The sequence below is a fragment of the Providencia sp. PROV048 genome (genome assembly GCF_033688165.1).
Lineage (GTDB): Bacteria > Pseudomonadota > Gammaproteobacteria > Enterobacterales > Enterobacteriaceae > Providencia > Providencia hangzhouensis.
Genome location: NZ_CP096360.1, coordinates 3,183,309 through 3,205,735, shown reverse-complemented (window position 1 = coordinate 3,205,735; position 22,427 = coordinate 3,183,309). Strand labels below are relative to the sequence as shown.

The following is a 22,427-nucleotide window of genomic DNA, read 5'->3' as shown; positions in this document are numbered from 1 at the left end:
CCCAAAATATGATTGAGCAACCTAAAGTTACATAGCTCTATGGTGCAACGACCATTGACGATTGGTTTTTTTCAGACTGTAAACGGCCTTGAACCTCAACAGCTTGTTGCCTTGTACTAAATGGCCCTAGCTGTACTCGGTAAATACCATTATAGGGTTGTAGACGGCCTGGAACATTAAATTGTGTTTTCAACTCATTCAGCATATTTTGCGCGTTGGCTTGGCTACTAATGGCACCAGCTTGAACAAGAAAACCACGCTCTGGAACCGGTTCTTCAGCTACAACGGCTGCAGGTGGCGGTGTTGGTGTTTGCAGGTTCATGTCTGGCATAGTAGGCTGCATCGGTTCTTTGGGCTGCTGAACTGGCAATGTATTTTCTGGAGTTGGCAAGTTTTCCATCACAGGGGTGCCCATTGGGCCAGAACCTAATTGTGGACGTCCCGGTAAAGCATAGCTCTGTTTCACAAAGTTAGAACCTACTGTTCCTGTCCCTGATAAGGAGCCATCTTGGGCAACTTGAATGGCATCAATTTTAATTTTTGTCGTAGGCATTAAATTCAGGCGGTCAGCGGTAGCTCTTGAAACAGCAATACTTTTACCTGGAACATAAGGCCCGCGGTCATTAACACGAACAACCATCATGCGGCCATTCATCATATTGGTGATACGTACATAACTTGGGATTGGCAAAGTCGGGTGAGCCGCTGTTAATTCCACTGGGTTAACGCGTTCCCCAATCGCAGTCATATTACCTGCAGACTCAGCACCATAAATGGATGCATAACCCACTTGGCTAAATTGTGATGGGTCACGTACGATTTGGTATTGTTGACCATTACGTGAGTAATCATTATTTGCGGTTGGATGGTACGGCTCATAATGAGGCTCTGCACCTAATACATCTTGAGTGGGTACATTGGTTGGCACTTGGGCTGGTTGTTTAACTTCATCTGTCACACAGCCACTGAGTAGCGCGGCTGTGACGCCAAGCATTATCCATTGTAAACGCATACTAAACCTCATTTTATAAACTTTTAGAAAGGAATTTTCGGTGTGTATGTATCGACATGATAATACCGAATCCAGCCATTAAAACAATCAATGCGGAGCCCCCATAACTCACTAAAGGGAGGGGGACACCAACCACAGGTAATATACCACTGACCATACCGATATTCACAAATACATAGACAAAAAGGATTAAGATCAAGCCGCCAACCATAACTCGACCAAAGGTGTTTTGTGCGCTAGCAGCAATATAAAGCCCGCGAATAATCAGTAAAAGGTATAGGCCAAGTAAAATGAGCACCCCAACTAAGCCAAGTTCCTCTGCTAACACAGCAAAAATAAAGTCGGTATGTCTTTCTGGCAAAAATTCAAGCTGTGATTGAGTGCCATGTAGCCAACCTTTCCCCATTAACCCACCAGAACCAATTGCAATTTTTGACTGGATAATATGGTAACCAGCCCCTAATGGGTCAGTTTCTGGGTCTAATAACATCATGACACGGGCTCTTTGGTAGCCATGCATTAAAAAGAACCACAGCAGGGGAATGAAGGCCGCGAGCGCAATCGCTGCAACAGTAATAAGCCGCCAACTCATCCCTGCAAGGAACAAAACGAACAAGCCTGAAGCTGCAACTAAAATTGAAGTACCAAGGTCTGGTTGCGCCGCCACCAATAATGTGGGTACAAAAATCAATACTAGTGCAATTACGGTATTTTTGAATGAAGGAGGGCATAGGTCTCGGTTCATAAAACGAGCGACCATTAAAGGGACGGCAATTTTTGCAATTTCAGAGGGTTGGAACCGAATGAACCCTAAGTCTAGCCAACGCTGAGCCCCTTTACTTATCTGCCCAAAGACATCAACAAAAACCAGTAAAATAACGCAGAAGATAAACAGGTGAGGTGCCCAATTTTCATACATTCTAGGGGGGATCTGCGCCATCACTATCATGACGACGAAGCCTGTCGCTATCTGCCCTAATTTACGCTCCATCATTTCAGGATCTTGGCCGCTGGCACTCCACATAATAAATGCGCTGTATGCAAGCAACGCGATAATAATTAGCAGCATAGGCACATCTATATGCAGACGTGTGGATAACGAAATTTTTTTCTTATCGTCTGTCATATTCTTTATAGCTCATTGTTATTCATAGAATTGCGCATCAGCGATCTTCTCCTGCATTGGTTGCTGACACTGCGACTTCGGTTCGGTTATCACCAAGAAGAACGTGGTCAAATATTTGCCGCACAATATCACCGACTGCTGGGCCTACGCCCCCATTTTCTAAAATAATCGCAACGGCAATAGTGGGTTTATCATACGGAGCATAAGCAATCATTAATTTGTGGTCGCGCAAGTGCTCTGCCAGCTTACTGGCGTTATAGGTTTCATAGCTGAAGACTTGTGCGGTACCGGATTTTGCTGCAGCTTTATATGGTGTGCCAATGAAACTGCGGCGGCCAGTACCATTTGGTGCATTGGCTACACCGTACATTCCATGCTTAGCTAGTTCCCAAAAACCTGAGTTAATATCGCCAATTTGTTTGGTTTCTTTGTCTTCATAAGGCACCATGGCATTACCCAACTTTGTGCCGTAGAGTAAATGAGGGGTCTTAACTTGACCATCATTTATTAATGTCATCAATGCTTTTGACATTTGAATTGGAGTTGCTGTCCAATAGCCTTGTCCTATCCCAACAGGGATCGTATCACCTTGATACCAAGGTTTTTTATAGCGTTTTTGTTTCCATTCACGGGTTGGCATTATGCCAGAACGCTCTTCAGCCAGGTCAATACCCGTATAATCGCCAAAACCAAAACGGCTCATCCATTCAGAAATACGATCAATTCCCATATCATAAGCGACTTGGTAGAAGAAGGTATCCGCAGATTCAATAATGGATTTCGATACGTTAAGTTTACCGTGTCCCCAACGCTTCCAGTCGCGGTAGCGTTTTTCTGAACCCGGTAATTGCCACCAACCAGGATCAAAAATAGTCGTATTTGGCGTGATTACTTTTTCACTCAATGCGGCGACAGAAATAAAGGGTTTTACTGTTGATGCAGGGGGGTAAAGCCCTTGAGTTGTCCGGTTAATCAACGGCCTATCAGGGTTATTTAATAACGCTTGATAATCTTTATTTGAGATACCGTTAACAAACAAGTTAGAGTCATAACTTGGATTAGACACCAGAGCCAAAATTTCGCCATTACGTGGGTCAGTGACCACAACGGCAGCACGGCTAGTGGTTAACAGTTTTTCGATATAAATCTGTAATTCGAGATCAATGGTAAGGTAGATATCCCGACCAGCTTGCGGTGGTTGTTCATGAAGTTGGCGAATAACACGACCACGGCTATTCACTTCAACTTCTTCATAACCTGTTTTGCCGTGTAAGATGTCTTCATAATAACGTTCAATACCTAATTTACCGATATCGTGGCTAGCGGCATAATTGGGTAATAAACCTTCTTTATCAAGACGTTCAACATCTTTGTCATTAATTTTTGCCACATAGCCAATCACATGGGTTAGTGCAGAACCGTATGGGTAAGAACGACGTTGGTAGCTTTTGACCTCTAAACCAGGAAAACGGTACTGGTTAACAGCAAAACGAGCGACTTGGACTTCGTTAAGCTGTGTTTTTAGTGCAATAGAAGTAAACCGACGTGAGCGCTTACGCTCTTTTTCAAAATTAGTGATGTCTTCGTCAGTTAAATCGACCACACTACGAAGATTATCTAAGGTTTCTTGTAGATTACTGACTTTTTCGGGCACGATTTCTAACTGGTAAAACGTGCTATTAAGTGCGAGTTGGGTTCCTCGGCGGTCATAAATAATCCCACGGCTTGGTGCAATAGGCACCAATTTGATTCTGTTATCGTTTGACCGCGTTTGGTAATCTTCATGACGGACAATTTGTAAGTGATACAAATTCGTCACAAGAATAGACGTTAAAATGACAATCACACCGAAGGCGATAAGCGCTCGGCGGATAAACAAAACTGATTCAGCGGTATGGTCGCGAAAAGGGGTGCGTTGTGTTTTCATCCCATTGCCATTTTGAACATATTTAAACCTGACTATTCCCTGTGATAAGGGTGGTTAGTCGTAATACTCCATGCGCGATAAAGACTTTCAGCAACAAGGACACGAACCAGTGGATGGGGCAGCGTAAGCGGTGAAAGCGACCAGCTTTGCTCCGCGGCTGCTTTGCAAGCGGGTGAAAGACCCTCGGGACCACCGATTAATAAACTAACATTACGGCCATCTTGTTTCCATTTATCGAGCTGTACGGCAAGTTTTGGGGTATCCCAACGATCCCCTGGAATATCCAAAGTGACGATGCGATTTCCTTTACCTACAGCTGCGAGCATTAATTCGCCTTCTTTTTCTAGAATGCGCTTTATATCTGCATTTTTCCCGCGTTTTCCTGCTGGAATTTCCGTTAATTCAAATGGCATATCTTTAGGAAAACGGTGGAGGTAATCCATAAAGCCGGTCTGGACCCAGTCCGGCATTTTTGTTCCAACGGCGATGAGCTGTAATTTCAAACTCAGCTCCAAAGCTTTTCTAATTCATACATACGACGACTTTCTTCTTGCATAATATGAACAATGGCATCGCCAAGGTCGACGACAATCCAATCAGAAATGCCTTGCCCTTCAACACCCAATGGCATTAAACCATTTTTGCGGCAAGCTTCGATTAATCTGTCAGCGACTGACATCAAATGGCGGCTTGATGTCCCTGTACAGATGATCATCTGATCGGTAATACTTGATTTCCCTTGAACATCGATAGTAATGATATCTTCTGCTTTAGCATCATCAAGCTGATCGATAATAAATTGTTGGAGTTCAGTTCCTTGCAAAAGGTTCACCTTTTATTCAAATAAACAGAATATCACGTTAAACACTGTTTGTAGTTTGTAGATAAAATAATGGCTGATAACGAATCAAACACATTAACAGCCTTGTTATTTTACCCTAGATTTTAAGAAAAATCGGCTAAATTATTTTTTATTCATTGTGGAGTGAAATTTATAGGGATATCCGTACATTTGAGCAAGAAGTTTGTGTTAACTTTACAAAATAACTCTAGAAACTGTACTCCTGAAAAACATTTTAGGATGAGATAGGTATTATGCAAATAATTAAGCCAAAAGTTTTTATATTTGAAGGGATTAATCATCTTCCTGTTAATATTCATCGACAAGTGAGTTCCATGGTTGAATTTATCACGGATTTTTCCCATGAGGACAGGCAAAACAAAGTTAATGGTATTATTTGCTTTGGGCAGCAACTCCCTGAATTACAGGGGCTATTCCCTGCTAACATTCCAATATTAACCAGTAATAAACTACAAGATACAACGTTCTGGGACTGCTTTTTGACGAAATTGTATACGTTACAAAGGTTAGATGGCTTATACAACGAGTTAACACATCACAACATTATTCAATTTCATAGCTGCCACAAATATCTCATCATGGCGTATTCCCCTGTTGGCTATCAGTATACAGGGCGTTTAGTGGCGAGTATTAAAAGCAGTACCGACCTCGTGTGTTTTTTTAATCAATATAAAGCTTGTTTAATGGAAATATTGGCGACAGTGCCTGCAAGAAATACGGAAGTTAATGCGCTGAGCCATATGCAAGGTTATTTCAAACACAAAGCCACGAAGGATGAGAAAAAACGCTTATTATGGCTGATTAACGACTATTTAGCGGGGAATTTACCGTTAAACAGGCCGTTAGAGATGATGAAACAATTGCTTATTCAATACCCAGACAACTATTTAATAGAGCAAGTCATTTTTGAGCCATATCCGAATAGTTGTTCAATAAGGGAGCTCCCTTATTGCTGATAAAGGTGATGTTGATGAATATATTGCAGAACTGCATCTGGAATTAAATCGTGACAAGAGTCGCCTGAATTTAATTTTTCGCGGATCTCTGTTGCTGAGATATTTACCAGTGGAGTATCTCCAATAAAAATATACCCATTCGCCACTTGGTTTAAGGCAATAGGGTCTGTTGTTTGATGTTCTAACAGCCAGTTTTGCATTTTAGGATCGGCAAACTGTGTGGCATATCCCGGTCGGGAACAAACCAATAAATGGCAGTTATCAAGTATCCGCTCCCAGCCGTGCCATTTATTAATCGACAATAAGGAATCTTGACCAATAATAAACGCCAGAGGTTTTTCTGGCCCAATTTCTTGGCGTAATTCAACCAGTGTTTCTATCGTGTAAGAAGGGCTATTTTTCTCTAATTCACGTGTATCGATAGCAAATAAAGGCGCATTTTTAATTGCGAGTTTCACCATTTCTAAACGTTGTGATGGCGTCGCTTCTGGTTGTGGGCGATGGGGGGGAACGTGGTTAGGTAACAAGATAACTTTTTCGAGCCCAACTTGTTGAGCAAGCGCTTGCACTGGACGTAAATGGCCAAAGTGAATGGGGTCGAACGTCCCACCGAATAATGCGAGCAAGTTATGTTGTTTTGAAAATGAATTACTCATGAATAAAATTCTCTGCAAATGCTTTACCACATAATAGCATAGACAGTGACTGCAGGTCAGGCCATGGAGAATGGCTAAAATCTTGTTTAATATTGATTTCTGCTTGCGTTAATAACATTAATGCAGATTGTAATTGATGCAATGTTAAACGTTGTAAGGCTTCCGTGAGCACACCTCGGCGGTTTTGCCACACTTTGTGTTGATCAAATAATGTCTTTAACGCGGTTGTTGCAGACTGGCGTTTTAATGTAATAAGCAACATTAGATCGCGTTGGATTGATCGCAATAAAATAACAGGCTCAATATCTTCTTGCTGCAATTGCTCTAAAATATGCCATGAACGGCGGGATTTACCCGCCAATAGGGCATCAACCCAATGATAGGGCGTAAAATGCGCAGAGTCATTAACGGCACTCTCAACCCGAGGATAGGTGAGTTTACCATCTGGATAAAGAAGAGACAGCCGCTCAAGTGCTTGCGCTAAACCAAGTAAATTCCCTTCATAACAATAGCAAAGTAGTCGGTTAGCTTCGGTTTCTAAAGAAAGCCGCATACTGTAGGCGCGTTTAGAAACCCATTGTGGTAACCGCTGATATTCAGGCGTTAGGCAGCTGATATAAATAGCATCTTGGCTAATTGCTTTAAACCAAGCACTGTTTTCTTGTGCTTTAGTGAGCTTATGACCACGTAACACAAGCAGGAGATCTGAATGCAGTAATTGCGCCAGTTGGTTCAGCTTTTCAGCCATGGCAGCGTTAGGGCCATTTTCAGGCAATAACAGCGTGAGAGTTTGACGGCTAGCAAATAGGCTGAGAGCTTGGCAAAGGCTAAAAATCTCATCCCAATCAGTATGTTGCTCTAGAGAAAACGAAAAATGCTCTTCAAAGCCTTGCTCTTGTGCCGCTTTGCGGATGGCATCTTGGCTTTCTTGAAGAAGAAGGGGCTCATTGCCCCAAATTAAATAGCGGCCTCTCAGAGACTCTTGTAACGAAGAGGCCAGCTGTTCAGGGTAGATACGCGTCATTATGGTTGAGTATTCGTATCAGCCGCTTGGTTTTTTGCTTTTTTAAGTTCTGCTGAATGAACAAGCAATAATTTACGCACGATATTGCGTGCAGCTTGTTCTTGCATTTCTTGCCTTACAATTTCTTTTTCAGCATCTTTCGCCAGTGCTTCTAAAGGGTTGTCGAAGAAAGTGCGTTCAACACGGCTTTGTAAAGGATAGATAGCACCATCAGGCATTAACACTTGCACATTCATTACCAGTGTTAATTGTTTCTCTGCCGCTTTACCATCTTGATAAACGGACACAGTTTCAGTGTTTTCATTAGAACTCAGAACTTTCAAAATGGGAACACCGGCTCTTCCAGTTTCGAGAATGGTCACATTATTGAGCCGCAGTTGTTCCCTAAGCGCCCTTGTAAGGTAGCTATATGGATCACTTGAACTTAGCTGCAAAGTTCTCAGTTCCTCAGGAATTTGAGTTGTTCCTTGAAGACGAAAACCGCAACCTGCGGTGACTAGCACCGCCAGGCTCAAAAATAAAGTTATCAGATAACGCACCTGGCCTCCTTATCAGCCAACAACCTAATATTAACCTACAACAAGGTTTAGCAATTTGCCTGGGACATAGATTACTTTGCGGATGCCAACACCTTCAAGGTATTTCGCTACGCTCGGTTCATTTTTTGCCATATCTAGGACAAATTCTTGGTTTGCATCAGCCGGAACGGTGATACGACCACGAACCTTACCATTAACTTGAACGACAACCAGTTTGGTATCGTCAATCATGGCTTTTTCATCAGCAACAGGCCATTGTGCGAAATCGATGTCTGTTTTGTGACCGAGCGCTTTCCACATTTCAAAGCAAGCATGTGGAATGATTGGTGATAACATCAGCGTGATAGCCTCAAGAGACTCTTGAACTAATGCACGGTCTTGTTCCGTTTCTTGTGGCGCACGAACCAATTTGTTCATGAATTCCATGATAGCAGCAATTGCAGTGTTGAATGCATAACGACGGCTGAAATCATCAGAGACTTTCGCGATTGTTTTGTGCAGATCACGACGTAAGTCTTTTTGTTCAGGTGTTAATGTGCTGATATCTAAAGGTGAAGTTGCACCTTTTTGTGAGTGCTCGTGTACTAAACGCCAAACGCGACGAACGAAGCGGTTAGCACCTTCAACGCTGGATTCTTGCCACTCAAGGGTTAACTCTGGTGGTGCAGCAAACATCATAAATAGGCGAACGGTATCCGCACCGTATTTTTCGACCATTAATTGTGGGTCAATACCGTTGTTTTTCGACTTAGACATTTTGCTCATACCGGTATACACCAGTTCATGGCCTTCATTATCTACGGCTTTAATAATACGGTTTTTGTCGTCACGTTCAACAATGGCGTCTGCTGGAGAAACCCAAACACGCTGACCATCGCTACCTGTGTAGTAGAATGCATCAGCCAGCACCATGCCTTGGCACAGTAAGCGTTTTGCTGGTTCATCGGAGTTGACTAACCCTGCATCACGCATCAACTTATGGAAGAAGCGGAAATACATTAAGTGCATGATGGCGTGTTCGATACCACCAATATATTGGTCAACCGGTAACCAGTAGTTTGCTGCCTCGGGGTCTAACATGCCGTCGTCATATTGCGGGCAGGTATAACGAGCATAGTACCAAGAAGATTCCATAAAGGTATCGAAGGTATCGGTTTCACGTAATGCAGGTTGACCGTTAATGGTCATTTTTGCCCACTCAGGGTCAGCTTTAATTGGGCTGGTAATGCCGTTCATCACGACATCTTCTGGCAAAATGACAGGTAACTGGTCTTCAGGAACAGGAACGACAGTACCATCTTCCAATGTTGCCATTGGGATTGGTGCCCCCCAGTAACGTTGACGTGAAACACCCCAGTCACGTAAGCGGTAGTTTACTTTACGTTGACCTGCACCTAGTGCGACAAGTTTATCTGAAATGGCATTGAAGCCAGCTTGGTGGTCTAATCCACTGAATTCACCTGAGTTAATCAGTGCATTTTTTTCGGTCATCGCTTCTTGGGATAAATCAGGCTCATTGCCATCAGCATCGGCAATAACTGCTTTGATGGGTAAGTTATATTTGTGAGCGAATTCCCAGTCACGTTGGTCATGGGCAGGAACGGCCATAACAGCACCAGTACCGTATTCCATTAAGACAAAGTTAGCGACCCAAATTGGCAGCTTTTCTTGGGTTAATGGATGAATAACGAATAAACCGGTTGCCATACCTTTTTTATCCATGGTTGCCATATCTGCTTCCGCAGTTTTGGTATTACGGCACTCATCAATAAATTGGGCTAATTCAGGGTTATTTGTCGCGGCTTCTTTAGCCAGAGGGTGACCTGCTGCAACAGCCACATAAGTTGCCCCCATAAAAGTATCAGGGCGAGTGGTATAGACTGTTAAGGTTTCATCACGGTCTGCAACATTGAACGTGATCTCAGTCCCTTCGGAACGGCCGATCCAGTTGCGCTGCATGGTTTTGACTTGCTCTGGCCAGTCATCTAATTTGTCAAGGTCGTTGAGCAGCTCTTCTGCGTAGTCGGTAATTTTAATAAACCACTGTGGGATTTCTTTGCGCTCAACAGGGGTGTCACAACGCCAGCAGCAGCCATCAACCACTTGTTCATTCGCCAAAACAGTTAAGTCATGTGGGCACCAGTTAACCGCAGAGGTTTTTTTGTACACTAAACCTTTTTCATACAATTTAGTGAAGAACCATTGTTCCCAACGGTAATATTCAGGGGTACAAGTCGTGACTTCGCGATCCCAATCGTAACCGAAACCGAGCATTTTCAGCTGGTTTTTCATGTAATCGATATTGGCATAAGTCCAAGGCGCAGGAGCAGTATTATTTTTAACCGCAGCACCTTCAGCAGGCAGACCAAACGCATCCCAACCAATTGGTTGGAGAACGTTTTTCCCCAACAAACGTTGGTAACGAGAGATAACGTCACCCATGGTGTAGTTACGTACGTGGCCCATGTGTAGTCGACCAGAAGGGTAAGGTAGCATGGACAGGCAGTAGTATTTTTCTTTGCTGTTGTCTTCAGTCACTTTGAAAGTTGCTTTTTCATCCCAGTGACGCTGTACTTTAGGCTCTATATCTTCTGGACGATATTGTTCTTGCATGGCACCGATAATCCTATGGTGAATAAATGCTACATCTGTAGCGTGAATGTCTTTCTTAATTGAGATCGCATAGCATAGCGGATCTACACCGAAAACAACAATAGTTGATTAGCTGAACCTACGAGGGAGGCTGGATATTGCTTTTCGGGGAACGGATCAGGATATTTTACGCTAATAACCAAACAACTTAACTAAAAAGTTTGTTAAATGGTAGTGGTTTATTGATCTATTTCGAATTCAGGTTGTTGCTGTTGATTTATTTGCTAATAGCACAGTGATAAGACGAGGGAGCTAATGAGCTCCCTCTCGAATATTAATGGAGGATTTTTGCGAGAAAATCTTTTGCACGGTCAGATTGTGGGTTAGCAAAAAAGTCTTCTTTTTTACTGTCTTCAACTATCTTGCCTTCATCCATAAAAATAACACGATTAGCCACTTTCTTGGCGAATCCCATTTCATGGGTAACCACCATCATGGTCATGCCTTCATTGGCTAACTCAACCATAACATCAAGCACTTCGTTGATCATTTCAGGGTCTAGCGCTGAAGTAGGTTCATCAAATAGCATAGCGATAGGGTCCATACACAGTGCTCGAGCGATAGCGACACGCTGTTGTTGCCCACCTGAAAGCTGAGCTGGAAATTTATTGGCATGGCTGGATAAACCTACGCGTTCCAATAATTTCAAACCTTTTGCTTCCGCTTCTTTTTTATCGCGGTTTAATACCTTAACTTGCGCTAATGTCAAATTTTCAATAATCGACAAATGAGGAAATAGCTCGAAGTGTTGGAATACCATCCCAACTTTAGAGCGAAGTTTTGCAAGGTCAGTTTTTTTGTTATTAACTTGAATATCATTCACAAAAATCTCACCCTGTTGAATCGGCTCTAAACCATTCACTGTTTTTATTAATGTGGATTTACCAGAACCAGATGGCCCGCACACAACCACAACCTCACCTTTTTTAACTTCAGTTGTGCAGTCTGTAAGCACCTGAAATTGGCCATACCATTTGGATACATTTTTCAGGGTTATCATGAAACAGTCCTTTTCTTAAGATAATTCACTAACATAGAAGCGCCAAAACTGACAATAAAGTACACCAGACCCGCAAACAGTACCATCTCTACTTGTGTCCCATCACGCTCACCAATATTGGTGGCGGTACGGAAAAAGTCTGTCAAACTGAGCACATACACGAGGGATGAGTCTTGGAACAGCACAATCCCTTGAGTTAACAACAACGGCACCATGGCTTTAAAGGCTTGCGGTAACACCACGAGCCGCATAGTTTGCATATTTGTCATTCCCAAAGCTAACGCCGCAGAAGCTTGTCCTCGTGAAATACTTTGAATACCCGCACGAATAATCTCAGAGTAATAGGCCGCTTCAAAAAGAGAGAAGGCTATCATTGCAGAAATTAAACGAATATCATTTTTTGGTGATAAGCCTAGAACATTTTGTAATAAGCTAGGTACGATTAAGTAAAACCACAGTAAAACCATAACCAACGGAATAGAACGGAATGTATTCACATACAAGGCCGCAAACCAGCTAATTGGTTTGAATGTGGATAACCGCATCACGGCAAGGACGGTACCCCACAAAATTCCGACCACTATCGCGGTTAGTGTGATTTTTGCTGTGACAATAAAGCCATCGATTAAAAAGGGCATACTCGGAGCAATTGAGCTCCAGTCAAATTCATACATCATTTTACCGCCCTCCAAGAGTGCCAGGTAAGCGAACTTTGCGCTCTAATAACGTCATCAGAATCATGATAATGACGTTAATACCGACATAAGCTAACGTAATGGCGGTAAATGATTCCCACGCGTGAGCAGAATAGTCCAATAGCTTTCCGGCTTGTGCTGCCATATCGACTAAGCCAATGGTTGACGCAATGGCTGAGTTTTTAACCAAGTTCAACATTTCTGACGTCATTGGTGGCAAAATAACCCGATAGGCATTGGGTAATAGAACGTAGCGATAGGTTTGTGGCAAAGTCAGCCCCATTGCGAGTGCGGCACTTTTTTGCCCTCTAGGTAGTGACTGAATGGCTGCGCGCACTTGCTCAGTCATCCGCGCTGCGGTGAATAACCCAAGGCAAAGCATTGAGGAAATAAAGAATTGATAGTTAGGATCTAAATCCATTTTAAACCAATCCCCGATTGAACGCGGGAGAAGTTCTGGAATAACTAAATACCAAGTAAAAAATTGTACAATAAGCGGCACGTTACGGAATAATTCTACGTATGCGGTACCTAAAAAAGCTAAAAAACGGTTAGGTACTGTACGTAAAATACCGAAGAATGAACCGACTAGAAATGCAATAATCCAAGCGCAAATAGAAAGTGTTACGGTGACTTCGAGGCCAGATATTAACCACCCTAAGTAGGTGGTATTCCCAAATGGGGCTTCCTGAAGGAAAATCCCCCAATTCCAGTTAATAGACATGATATTGACTTCCTGTGGGCAATGTAATTCCCGAATACTGTCGTAAGAGAGGATGCAAGGCGGGGAACGACCGCCTTGCAATTCTTACTTCAGTAATACCCTGTTTGTCTTTTTATTAGTTTAATGCTTTGTCATTTGGTTCTTTAAATAAGGCTTTCATTTCATCGGACAAAGTAAATTTCAGGTTCAGATTTTTTGGTGGAATAGGCTGATTGAACCAGCGGTCAAAGGATTTCTCTGCGACCCCCGAGGTCTGTGCATTCGCAATGGTTTCGTCGATAAGCGCTTTAAATTGAGGATCATCTTTACGCAACATACAGCCATAAGCTTCTTCAGTTTGCGGTTTGCCAACGATTTCCCAGATATCCGGTTTTTTCGCTTTTGCTCGCTCACCCGCTAACAATGCATCATCCATCATAAAGGCAACAGCACGGCCTGACTCCAAGGTACGGAATGAGTCACCATGGTCTTTCGCGCTGATAATGCGCATTTTCATATTTTTTTCATCATTCAACTGATTCAACAGAATTTCAGAAGTCGTACCTGAGGTCACGACAACATTTTTACCGGCTAAGTCAGCAAAGTCTTTTACACCGGAATCACCTTTGGTGAGTAAGCGTGTCCCGACCACAAAGATAGTGTTAGAGAAAGCCGCTTGTTTTTGTCTTTCTACGTTATTGGTTGTTGAACCACATTCAAAATCAAATGTGCCATTTTGCAGGAGTGGAATACGGTTTTGTGATGTAATGGGGATGAGTTTGACTTGCAGATCAGGCATGTTTAATTTTTTCTTCACTGCATCAACAATGGCATTTGAATAATCCTGTGAGTAACCCACCACTTTCTGGCTATTATCATAGTAAGAGAACGGTACGGATGATTCACGATGACCAACAACTATTACACCGTTGTCTTTGATTTTTTTCAGAGTGCCGTTTAACTCTTCTGCTTGGACTGCACAGGTTGCACCTAAAATCATCATCGATAATACAAGTTTACTTATACGCATAATTACAACTCCTTTAGAACATCGGTGTAAACCCGTTGTAATTTTAAGGGGTCATCACGAGATAACACCTGAATTACTGTGGTTTTGTAGTGTTGTGTTTGCAAATGTTTCGCAGATTTAGACAATACCGCGATTATCCGCTATATGTTTTATTGTTGTTAAAAAGTAATTAAATTTGTTAATTAATGAAAACAAATTGTTTCAATTTCGGGAGCTGTCTCGCATATTATTTGGGTAATTTTTGAATTACCGCACTAACATGGTGATTTGCCACTTAATATTGTCCTAAACTGATAGTCACGCACTGTTAAGGTGCAATTTATCTTCATTTCATGTCATATATTGGATAAAGCAATTTACGTGCCTAGTTTTGATGGAACTGCATTTTTGTTCATTGGGAAGAGAATAATATTTGTAAAGTTAGCTGATGACACTTGTACGGAATATTTTGCTGTGTAAGATGTAACCTCTATTTAACTTATAGACGGTGTAACGGTATTAATCAAAGACTGGTTTTTATCGTTATGGTTATCAAAGTCGCATAATTAGTATTATTTCAGGAAGTTATACCAAGGTGCGCATGAACAGGCATTTAAAATTAGGTAAAGGATTAGTGATATTCGCCTGTCTGATGGTATTGATTTGTATGAATCAACGCGCCGTCGGAGAGCGTCTGCTCGCCAATTTTTTTGTGCCAGATGTCTTAGCTCAAGTGCAAATTAATACTGGAGCTAACCTTTCCTATATCGAACAATCACAAGTAAAACAAGGTGATGGCAGTAGTACACATCTTTCTAGTTGTGAACTGAGCGCCAAGTCATTAATGACTTTGTTACCTGCTGTGCTTGAACCATTCTTCTTTATGTTCCTTACTTTGGCTGCGCTAACTTTATTTTGTACTAATCTATTTATATCTAGAGCAAATAATGAAGAGAAGCATGCCCCTCCAAGAGTCAGAAGACACTTACAATTTTGTAATCTTCGGAATTAACACACAACGAATAGGGATTCGGTTGTGTAATTTATTCTGGAGGAAACAATGCGTTTTTTAATTAATTCATTTTTTATATTTTTCGCACTATTTTCGAGCAGTTTATACGCTGCAGATACGGGGTGGTTGCAACCTGCGAATACGGGGTGGATGAATGACAACACTCCACGGCATGCGCAGGTCAGGTTATTAAGTTCAGCACAGGAAAATGGCAAAATTGAGGTTTTGCTTGATGTGAAACTTGATGGGGGGTGGAAAACCTATTGGCGCTCGCCAGGCGAAGGCGGAGTAGCGCCTGAAATTGTATGGTCGTCACCTGTTGAATCAACAGATTGGCAATGGCCAACACCAGGGCGCTTTGATGTCGCGGGTGTTTCAACTCAAGGTTATATGGGCGATGTGGTTTTCCCCATAACAGTAACAAGTAATGAGAAGTTGGACAAACTGGCAGGAACGTTAACATTATCAACATGTAGTAATGTTTGTATTTTAACCGATTACCCATTTGAGCTCGATTTAACAGAACCTGTTCCTGCTGACTTTACTTGGGCGTTTAACCAAGCCAAAGGTGCGGTTCCACCATCAAGTGGTTTAGTTGAGCAAACCAAAGTTGGTTTTGCTAATGATAAGCTAATCATTGAATTACAAAAAAATACAGGGAACTCGTGGGAACAACCGAACATTTTCACTGATGTGGTTGAAGGGGCGGCGTTAGGCGTACCTGTAATAGAAACATCAGGAGAACATTTAACAGCAACAATAGATGTTGGTGATGATTGGGGGGGCGAGTCTCCTGATTTAACCGGAAAAACCATTTCTTTTGTGGTTTCTGATGGTGACATTTCCCAGCAAATTAGCCATCAAGTTAGCACATTTACTGGCACAATAGTGTCAAAAGTGAGCGGTGCTTCTTTATGGCAAGTAGTGTTATTTGCACTTTTAGGTGGCTTGATCCTTAATCTAATGCCATGCGTTCTTCCTGTGCTCGCCATGAAACTGGGCTCAGTCTTAATGGTTCCGCAAGGTGAGCAGAAAACCATTCGTCGCCAATTTTTACTGTCTTCTTCAGGGATTTTGGTTTCCTTCTGGTTACTCGCCTTACTGATGACCTTACTGCGGGTCGGTCAGCAAGCCGTTGGCTGGGGCATTCAGTTCCAAAACCCGTGGTTTATCGGCTTTATGGTGGTGGTAACGGCGTTATTTACTGCAAATTTATTTGGTTTATTCGAAATCAACCTTGGCAGTAAGGCTAATACACGCTTGGCGACCGCAGGTGGTCATGGCAATAGTGGTCATTTCTGGCAAGGGGTATTCGCGACATTGTTGGCAACGCCTTGTTCTGCACCATTTTTGGGCACAGCCGTGGCCTTTGCACTGGCAGCGCCAATGGAAGAGTTGTGGTTGATCTTCACGGCATTAGGTGTCGGAATGAGTTTGCCTTGGCTATTAATTGCCGCTTTTCCTGCTATTGCGAGGTTGTTACCAAAACCGGGTATGTGGATGCTCAAATTGCGTGCAATACTTGGAGTCATGATGCTAGTTTCCAGCTTATGGCTAATTAGTTTATTAATTCCGCATTTTGGTGTCTCTACTTCGACCTCGATTGCTGTCATTTTCTTAGTGTTATTAGTGGTCTTTATCGCGATAAAACGTGGTGTAAGAGCAGCTATCTTGCCATTTATATTATTCGCTGTTTTTGCTGGTGGATTTGTTTGGATGACGCAAGAACAGCACTCAGGTAGCCGTTCTCTCGTTAAAGATACGGTGAATTGGCAACCGCTAACTGAACAGGCAATTGCTGATGCGCTAGCGGATAATAAACGCGTATTTATTGATGTTACCGCGGAATGGTGCGTAACCTGTAAGGCAAATAAATACAATGTATTGCTAAGAGATGATATTCAACAGCTGCTTAGTGAACCTGATGTTGTTGCTTTACGTGGTGATTGGACGAAGCCTTCACCTGAAATTACGGCATTTTTACAAAAACGTGGGCAGGTCGCTGTTCCATTTAATCAAATCTATGGCCCTAACTTGGCCGAAGGCGAAGTACTTTCAACGATACTTGATCGTGAATCGCTAATATCCGTTATGAATCAGGCCAAAGGAGCCACAAAATGAAAAAAACAATTTTAGCTGTTTTATTTTCGTCGTTAATGATGGGGTCAGTAGCACAGGCGGCACCTTTGAGTGCAGACCAAGAAGCACAAGTGCGTAAATTAGTGCGTGATACTTTGGTTGAAAACCCAGAAATTCTTGAAGAAGCTATCGTTGCCCTGCAAGCCAAACAAGGGGAAAAACAACAAGCCCAAATGAAAGAAACGTTAAAAGCGGAGCACGATGCTTTATTCAATGACCCAACCAGCCCGCGTATCGGTAAAAAAGATGCCAAGTTAGTTTTAGTTAACTTTACTGATTTTAACTGCCCATTCTGTAAGCGTTTCGACCCTCAACTGATGGATATTGTGAAAAAATATCCAAATGATGTGGCAGTGGTAATCAAATATTTACCATTTAAAGGCCAAACATCAATGGATTCAGCTCAGTTAACCATGACACTGTGGCAAGAAGACCCGAAAGCATTTGAAGCTTTACACCATAAATTTATGCAAAAACAGGGCATGCTATCAGATGCAAATATCAAAGATGCTCTCAAAGCCACTGGCAACGATAAGCTAAAAGCGAGTGATAAGAGCCGCGATGGTATTCGTACTAATATGATATTGGCAGAAAAATTGGGTGTGAATGGTACCCCAGCAACATTGGTGGGTGATGAAATGATCCCAGGTGCTATTGATGCACAGCAGTTTGAGGCGGTAGTGAAGGAGCAGTTGGCTAAGCTCAAATAATCCTCGTTATCCTCGTCATATTTCGCGCTGTGGCGTTGTTGGCTGCTCTCGACTACGTGAGTCACATACTTGTGTATGCTTGCCACGATAGTCTCGTTTGCCGCCTAGCCACAACGCGAATTATTTAGAGGATAAAGATTAAATAATCCAAACTCTAAAATTAGAGGATAAAGATTAAACAATCCAAACTCTAGAATTAGAGGATAAAGATTAAACAATCCAAACTCTAAAATTAGAGGATAAAGATTAAACAATCCAAAACTCTAGAATTAGAGGATAGGAAAACAAATATTTAATTAAATGCTAAAGCATTCATTTTAAGTGGATGTTTTGGTTTCTTACATCATTGATTTGTACTATTTGATACCAAATAGGTAAGCAACTATATGAATAAAATAAAAAAATGGTCTAAAGAAATTATTGTTTTGGCAATTATTTTATTTATTGCCTTTACAGTGATGGATTTATGGCGCAAGCCACAAACCCTTGCGCCTGTATTATTGGAACAACACACTCTGGCCAACGGTGAGACGGTTTCATTGGCAGAGTTAAGTAAAGAAAAACCGATATTGGTTTATTTCTGGGCGACGTGGTGTGGGGTCTGTAATTTGACTTCGCCAACGGTATCAGAATTAAGCCAATCAGGTATGCCAATTATTTCGGTAGCGATACGTTCAGGTGAAACATCTCGCTTAATCAAGGGGATGGAAAACAAGGAGCTAACCTTTCCTGTGATCAACGATATAAGCGGGCAACTTTCCAATGCGGTTGGGGTCAGTGCGACGCCCACTTTTATGGTGATTGATAACGGTGAGCTAGTCAGTTTTACATCGGGTTGGACGAGTTCTTATGGCTTAAAAATGCGTATGTGGTTGGCATCTTTTTAGTTTTCTATCATCCCCTTTGGGCTAAAAAAGGGGATTTTTCTGCCTATAAGTTTAATTTATCATTATGGTAAACTCATTCGGACATATAAATAATAAAATAGGTGAATGGGATGGCTATGTTTAAAAAAGTGGTTGGATTATTTTATGCGCGGTATTAATCACGGGATGCTCCCCTGATGTGGAAGAAAAAACGACAACGAAAGAACCATCAGGAACAATAGAAAATTCAAAAATAGAACAGCGTTATGATGAAATAAAAGCTAATTCAACAGAAGATAAAATCAATGCGTTTAATGCAAAAGGAGATGATGACCCAACGATGTTACGGGGCATTTTTCTATCTGACATGGCGGAATCATTGCCTATGCTGATTGATGACGTAACACTATTGACGGAAGTGACTGCTAAAAATGGCATGTTATTTTACCAATACACTATCAAAGGGATCCCTGACAATATATTGGAAGGTGATAGTTGGCAGCAAAATATGCGTGAGATTTTAAATCGCAACTATTGCGGTAAAAATGCAGGTATGGATATTTTGCATGAAATGTTTCCCGAAGGCATTACGCATAATTATCATAAGTCTAACAAACTCATTTTTACCTATATTGTTACCCCTGCAATTTGCCAATAGCATTCATTGGAATGCCTGATAATATTTGTTTATCAGGCATATCAATGATTAAAATTCTAAATTACGAATAAAACGGTAGTCCGCTGATTGTGGTTTTAAACGATACAAATTAGCGGGTCGGCCACGCTCGTGGCGTTTTTCTCCGGTATCAATTAACAAATCAGCTTGTTCGAGTCGGCGCCTAAACGATTTATTTTGTAAAGGCTTACCAATCAAAACTTCATGGACATGTTGTAGCTCTGCTAAGGTAAAAACGTCAGGTAATGCAAAACCTGGAACTATCGAATAGAGTGATTTTTGCTTTAGGCGTTCTCTCGCTTGTTGATAAAGTTTGAGGTGGTCGAATGCAAGAGTCAGTTGTTCAATTTCATCAATAGAAACCCATTTTACAGAATCCACGGTATCAATATGGGCTTCGCAGGCTTGGTAAGCAATTAGAGCTGTATAGCAAACAGTGACAGACCAGCCGCGAGGGTCTCGTTGGTGGTTTCCTTCCGTACAAAGTTGCTCAACATAAGGAGGAATAACTCCTGTTTTTTCTTTTAGTTTACGTAAAACAGTCTCTTCTAAGGTTTGATCATTTTGCTCATCAATAAATCCTCCCGGTAAGCCCCATTTCCCTTTTTCAGGGAAACTTGCTCGCTCAACCAGTAATACTTTCAACGTGTTTTCATGGTAAGTAAATAAAACGGCATCGACAGTGAGTAAAGGCGATAAATAATCTTTTCTGTCATAACTAGCAAGAAACTCTTTTTCATTCATATTGTTACCACTTATCGCTAAAGATGAAGTTTAGGGTTAAATCATACAGGTAAAAATAGTTATTGTCATTAAGACATTTAATGCTTGACTTGTTTGTGTCTATAGGACAATAATTAATTAAGGTCATAAAGACAATAATGAGGGATCCACTATGATTAACTTTAAATATTTCAAAGCAGACTCATCAACTTTTGTTATTCAATCGGTGAATGGGAAAGTGCGTAAGCAAGGTAAGGGGCTTAGTTTTTGGTATAACTCCGATAAAACATCCATTGCGGCACTTCCATTAAATGCCCAAGAAGCCCCATTTATTTTTAATTTACAAACGTCTGATTTCCAAAGTTTACGTATCCAGGGGCAAATTTCTTTTCAGGTAAAGCAGCCGGAAAAAACCGCGGACGTCTTAAATTTTAATTTATCTAAGGATGGGAAAAGCTACTCTTCTGAAGATCCCCTTAAATTAAGTGACCGAGTTGTGCGAGCAGCTCAAACAGTGATTCAAGCCAAAATACAAACTACTTCATTGCGAGATGCATTATTGATTAGCCAATCATTGGTGATTTTGGTGAACCAGCAATTAGCAGAGCAGGCGGTTATTGAGTCACTGGGAATTGAAATTTTGGATGTTTCTATTTCTGCCATCGCACCATTACCTGAAACGCTCAAAGCGTTAGAAGCACAAGCGAGAGAATCCATACTGAAAGAGGCTGATGATGCCATTTATGCAAGACGTAAGTTTTCTGTAGAACAAGAGCGAACAATTAAAGAAGCTGAATTAGAAACAGATTTATCTGTTCAGGCCAAAGAACAACAAATTGAAGAGGCTCGTCTTGATAATGAGCGAAAAATATTGCGAGAGCGAGCCGAAATAGAGCAAGAAGAGTTAATTGCACAAGTAAGTGCAGAGGCAAAACGCAATGAGCTGGTTGCGCTTAGTGTTGAAAACCAGCGTATACAGTCTGATGCAGATGCTTATTCCATTGAATCTAAAATGAAAGCTTACAGTCAATTACCCGTTGAAAACTTAAAAGCGTTAGCGTTGGCTAAAATGGGACCTGAGCAGTTGATGGCGATGGCATTCGAATCATTGGCACAAAATGCTGGAAAAATTGGTGAGCTCAATATATCGCCTGATTTATTTAGCCAGTTAATGAAAAAAGGAGGTAAATAATGCAAAGGAATAATGACGTGCGATTTGTATTAGTCATGCGTAAAACGCGTTTACAGGAATTGATTGAACGCTTTAACACCTGGCCTCAAGCCAAATTTTACTTGGAGCATAACCATGTTGAAGTCAGCGATTATTTAAATGAGCATGATTTATATCAGCGCCAATTAGTACAAGCCGAATCGGTATTGAAATCATTGGGTAGATTTCAATTATTGGAACGAAAATTATTGCCTAGTTACCAATTTTCTAAACAGGATATTGTTGTTGTCATTGGCCAAGATGGTTTAGTGGCGAATACCTTGAAATACTTAAATGGACAGCCAGTTATTGCTATTAACCCTGATCCTGAAAGGTGGGATGGCCAACTACTTCCTTTTGAAATAGGCCAATTGCAGGAAGTCGTGATAAATACCTTAAAAGGAAAAATAGAGCAAAAAATAGTGACTTTTGCACAAGCTACAACCAATGATGGGCAATCACTATTAGCGGTAAACGATTTATTCATTGGCCCGAAAAGCCACACTTCGGCACGCTATTTATTGAACTGGAATGGGGAACAAGAGTTTCAATCATCTTCTGGAATAATTATATCCACAGGACTTGGGTCAACGGGGTGGTTTCAATCTATTTTAGCGGGAGCACAGGCCATTATGGGAGTAAGTACTCACCCGTTGGCAAAAGGATTTGGTTGGGGGGAAAGTAAATTACAATTTAGTGTTAGGGAGCCGTTTTTAAGTAAAACGACAGGAACCAAATGGGTATTTGGCACGATTGAGCCGAGTAGCCCGTTAGCTGTTGAGTCATTAATGCCAGATAACGGCGTTATTTTTTCTGATGGCATTGAAGATGATTTCTTACAATTTAATTCAGGCTGTATTGTGACGGTGAAGATTGCGGACACACAGGGGTTATTGGTTGCTTAGCTAATTCCCCACCTCATTTACAGGT

22 protein-coding genes are annotated in these 22,427 nt (G+C 41.6%); 8 read left to right on the top strand and 14 right to left on the bottom strand.

Annotated features, from left to right (window positions below; genetic code table 11):
* Nucleotides 1–37: 37 nt before the first annotated feature.
* The 5 genes from rlpA to rsfS are packed head-to-tail and all read right to left on the bottom strand — an operon-like array spanning nucleotide 38 to nucleotide 4,897.
* The gene (rlpA, locus tag M1F26_RS14175; RefSeq protein WP_036957957.1) at nucleotides 38–1,012 is read right to left on the bottom strand and encodes an endolytic peptidoglycan transglycosylase RlpA; all 975 of its coding nucleotides are present in this window, start codon (nucleotides 1,010–1,012) and stop codon (nucleotides 38–40) included.
* 13 nt (nucleotides 1,013–1,025) lie between these two features.
* On the bottom strand, nucleotides 1,026–2,138 hold the full coding sequence (mrdB, locus tag M1F26_RS14170) for a peptidoglycan glycosyltransferase MrdB (protein ID WP_004257071.1): 1,113 nt from the start codon (nucleotides 2,136–2,138) through the stop codon (nucleotides 1,026–1,028).
* Nucleotides 2,139–2,175: 37 nt separating this feature from the next.
* Nucleotides 2,176–4,065: a peptidoglycan DD-transpeptidase MrdA gene (gene mrdA, locus M1F26_RS14165; RefSeq protein WP_004257068.1), complete on the bottom strand. Its 1,890-nt coding sequence runs from the start codon at nucleotides 4,063–4,065 to the stop codon at nucleotides 2,176–2,178.
* A 32-nt stretch (nucleotides 4,066–4,097) separates the two neighbouring features.
* Complete coding sequence (rlmH, locus tag M1F26_RS14160; protein WP_036957956.1) at nucleotides 4,098–4,568, bottom strand: 23S rRNA (pseudouridine(1915)-N(3))-methyltransferase RlmH; 471 nt, start codon at nucleotides 4,566–4,568, stop codon at nucleotides 4,098–4,100.
* Nucleotides 4,569–4,570: 2 nt separating this feature from the next.
* On the bottom strand, nucleotides 4,571–4,897 hold the full coding sequence (rsfS, locus tag M1F26_RS14155) for a ribosome silencing factor (RefSeq protein ID WP_004257063.1): 327 nt from the start codon (nucleotides 4,895–4,897) through the stop codon (nucleotides 4,571–4,573).
* Between the two features lie 263 nt (nucleotides 4,898–5,160).
* Here rsfS and M1F26_RS14150 point away from each other — a divergent pair, with 263 nt between their 5' ends.
* Nucleotides 5,161–5,883 (top strand): YbgA family protein, encoded by a 723-nt coding sequence (locus M1F26_RS14150; RefSeq protein WP_094961797.1) that lies wholly within the window; start codon nucleotides 5,161–5,163, stop codon nucleotides 5,881–5,883.
* Here M1F26_RS14150 and nadD read toward each other — a convergent pair.
* The 8 genes from nadD to M1F26_RS14110 form a co-directional block, all read right to left on the bottom strand.
* Nucleotides 5,874–6,539 (bottom strand): nicotinate-nucleotide adenylyltransferase, encoded by a 666-nt coding sequence (gene nadD / locus M1F26_RS14145; RefSeq protein ID WP_004257056.1) that lies wholly within the window; start codon nucleotides 6,537–6,539, stop codon nucleotides 5,874–5,876. The two genes, M1F26_RS14150 and nadD, sit on opposite strands and share 10 nt — an antisense overlap.
* A complete protein-coding gene (gene holA, locus M1F26_RS14140; RefSeq protein WP_140172813.1) occupies nucleotides 6,532–7,563 on the bottom strand; it encodes a DNA polymerase III subunit delta in 1,032 nt (343 codons plus the stop codon). Before holA ends, nadD begins: the two co-directional genes overlap by 8 nt.
* Nucleotides 7,563–8,102, bottom strand: a complete 540-nt coding sequence (gene lptE, locus M1F26_RS14135; RefSeq protein ID WP_140172812.1) for an LPS assembly lipoprotein LptE — start codon at nucleotides 8,100–8,102, stop codon at nucleotides 7,563–7,565. Before lptE ends, holA begins: the two co-directional genes overlap by 1 nt.
* A 30-nt stretch (nucleotides 8,103–8,132) precedes the next feature.
* Entirely contained in the window at nucleotides 8,133–10,715 is a 2,583-nt protein-coding gene (gene leuS, locus M1F26_RS14130) for a leucine--tRNA ligase (RefSeq protein WP_140172811.1), read from the bottom strand.
* 313 nt (nucleotides 10,716–11,028) lie between these two features.
* On the bottom strand, nucleotides 11,029–11,754 hold the full coding sequence (locus M1F26_RS14125; protein ID WP_004257041.1) for an amino acid ABC transporter ATP-binding protein: 726 nt from the start codon (nucleotides 11,752–11,754) through the stop codon (nucleotides 11,029–11,031).
* On the bottom strand, nucleotides 11,751–12,428 hold the full coding sequence (gene gltK / locus M1F26_RS14120; protein ID WP_036958176.1) for a glutamate/aspartate ABC transporter permease GltK: 678 nt from the start codon (nucleotides 12,426–12,428) through the stop codon (nucleotides 11,751–11,753). The genes M1F26_RS14125 and gltK overlap by 4 nt, the downstream gene beginning before the upstream one ends.
* A gap of 4 nt (nucleotides 12,429–12,432) precedes the next feature.
* The gene (locus tag M1F26_RS14115; protein ID WP_004257036.1) at nucleotides 12,433–13,173 is read right to left on the bottom strand and encodes an amino acid ABC transporter permease; all 741 of its coding nucleotides are present in this window, start codon (nucleotides 13,171–13,173) and stop codon (nucleotides 12,433–12,435) included.
* Nucleotides 13,174–13,288: 115 nt separating this feature from the next.
* Nucleotides 13,289–14,155: a glutamate/aspartate ABC transporter substrate-binding protein gene (locus M1F26_RS14110; protein ID WP_004257033.1), complete on the bottom strand. Its 867-nt coding sequence runs from the start codon at nucleotides 14,153–14,155 to the stop codon at nucleotides 13,289–13,291.
* Nucleotides 14,156–14,762: 607 nt separating this feature from the next.
* Here M1F26_RS14110 and M1F26_RS14105 point away from each other — a divergent pair.
* The 5 genes from M1F26_RS14105 (at nucleotide 14,763) to M1F26_RS14085 (ending at nucleotide 19,546) form a co-directional block, all read left to right on the top strand.
* The gene (locus M1F26_RS14105; RefSeq protein WP_096864958.1) at nucleotides 14,763–15,173 is read left to right on the top strand and encodes a metal resistance protein; all 411 of its coding nucleotides are present in this window, start codon (nucleotides 14,763–14,765) and stop codon (nucleotides 15,171–15,173) included.
* 48 nt (nucleotides 15,174–15,221) lie between these two features.
* Nucleotides 15,222–17,294, top strand: a complete 2,073-nt coding sequence (locus M1F26_RS14100; RefSeq protein WP_140172809.1) for a protein-disulfide reductase DsbD family protein — start codon at nucleotides 15,222–15,224, stop codon at nucleotides 17,292–17,294.
* Entirely contained in the window at nucleotides 17,291–18,022 is a 732-nt protein-coding gene (locus M1F26_RS14095; protein ID WP_140172808.1) for a DsbA family protein, read from the top strand. The genes M1F26_RS14100 and M1F26_RS14095 overlap by 4 nt, the downstream gene beginning before the upstream one ends.
* Before the next feature lie 386 nt (nucleotides 18,023–18,408).
* On the top strand, nucleotides 18,409–18,909 hold the full coding sequence (locus tag M1F26_RS14090; RefSeq protein WP_004908960.1) for a protein disulfide oxidoreductase: 501 nt from the start codon (nucleotides 18,409–18,411) through the stop codon (nucleotides 18,907–18,909).
* Between the two features lie 178 nt (nucleotides 18,910–19,087).
* Nucleotides 19,088–19,546 (top strand): protein K, encoded by a 459-nt coding sequence (locus tag M1F26_RS14085; RefSeq protein ID WP_140172807.1) that lies wholly within the window; start codon nucleotides 19,088–19,090, stop codon nucleotides 19,544–19,546.
* 48 nt (nucleotides 19,547–19,594) lie between these two features.
* On the opposite strand, the gene M1F26_RS14080 is transcribed toward M1F26_RS14085, so the two are convergent.
* Complete coding sequence (locus M1F26_RS14080) at nucleotides 19,595–20,308, bottom strand: NUDIX hydrolase (RefSeq protein WP_004257005.1); 714 nt, start codon at nucleotides 20,306–20,308, stop codon at nucleotides 19,595–19,597.
* Between the two features lie 151 nt (nucleotides 20,309–20,459).
* Between M1F26_RS14080 and M1F26_RS14075 the strand changes: the two genes are divergently transcribed.
* A complete protein-coding gene (locus M1F26_RS14075) occupies nucleotides 20,460–21,479 on the top strand; it encodes an SPFH domain-containing protein (RefSeq protein WP_004257001.1) in 1,020 nt (339 codons plus the stop codon).
* A complete protein-coding gene (locus M1F26_RS14070) occupies nucleotides 21,479–22,402 on the top strand; it encodes a sugar kinase (protein ID WP_200129370.1) in 924 nt (307 codons plus the stop codon). Before M1F26_RS14075 ends, M1F26_RS14070 begins: the two co-directional genes overlap by 1 nt.
* Nucleotides 22,403–22,427 lie beyond the last annotated feature (25 nt).

Coding starts and splice junctions, on each gene's coding strand:
- rlpA (WP_036957957.1), bottom strand. CDS start 1,012: ATGCGTTTACAATGGATAATGCTTGGCGTCACAGCCGCGCTACTCAGT.
- mrdB (WP_004257071.1), bottom strand. CDS start 2,138: ATGACAGACGATAAGAAAAAAATTTCGTTATCCACACGTCTGCATATA.
- mrdA (WP_004257068.1), bottom strand. CDS start 4,065: ATGAAAACACAACGCACCCCTTTTCGCGACCATACCGCTGAATCAGTT.
- M1F26_RS14150 (WP_094961797.1), top strand. CDS start 5,161: ATGCAAATAATTAAGCCAAAAGTTTTTATATTTGAAGGGATTAATCAT.
- nadD (WP_004257056.1), bottom strand. CDS start 6,539: ATGAGTAATTCATTTTCAAAACAACATAACTTGCTCGCATTATTCGGT.
- holA (WP_140172813.1), bottom strand. CDS start 7,563: ATGACGCGTATCTACCCTGAACAGCTGGCCTCTTCGTTACAAGAGTCT.
- leuS (WP_140172811.1), bottom strand. CDS start 10,715: ATGCAAGAACAATATCGTCCAGAAGATATAGAGCCTAAAGTACAGCGT.
- M1F26_RS14125 (WP_004257041.1), bottom strand. CDS start 11,754: ATGATAACCCTGAAAAATGTATCCAAATGGTATGGCCAATTTCAGGTG.
- gltK (WP_036958176.1), bottom strand. CDS start 12,428: ATGTATGAATTTGACTGGAGCTCAATTGCTCCGAGTATGCCCTTTTTA.
- M1F26_RS14115 (WP_004257036.1), bottom strand. CDS start 13,173: ATGTCTATTAACTGGAATTGGGGGATTTTCCTTCAGGAAGCCCCATTT.
- M1F26_RS14110 (WP_004257033.1), bottom strand. CDS start 14,155: ATGATGATTTTAGGTGCAACCTGTGCAGTCCAAGCAGAAGAGTTAAAC.
- M1F26_RS14105 (WP_096864958.1), top strand. CDS start 14,763: ATGAACAGGCATTTAAAATTAGGTAAAGGATTAGTGATATTCGCCTGT.
- M1F26_RS14100 (WP_140172809.1), top strand. CDS start 15,222: ATGCGTTTTTTAATTAATTCATTTTTTATATTTTTCGCACTATTTTCG.
- M1F26_RS14095 (WP_140172808.1), top strand. CDS start 17,291: ATGAAAAAAACAATTTTAGCTGTTTTATTTTCGTCGTTAATGATGGGG.
- M1F26_RS14090 (WP_004908960.1), top strand. CDS start 18,409: ATGAATAAAATAAAAAAATGGTCTAAAGAAATTATTGTTTTGGCAATT.
- M1F26_RS14080 (WP_004257005.1), bottom strand. CDS start 20,308: ATGAATGAAAAAGAGTTTCTTGCTAGTTATGACAGAAAAGATTATTTA.
- M1F26_RS14075 (WP_004257001.1), top strand. CDS start 20,460: ATGATTAACTTTAAATATTTCAAAGCAGACTCATCAACTTTTGTTATT.
- M1F26_RS14070 (WP_200129370.1), top strand. CDS start 21,479: ATGCAAAGGAATAATGACGTGCGATTTGTATTAGTCATGCGTAAAACG.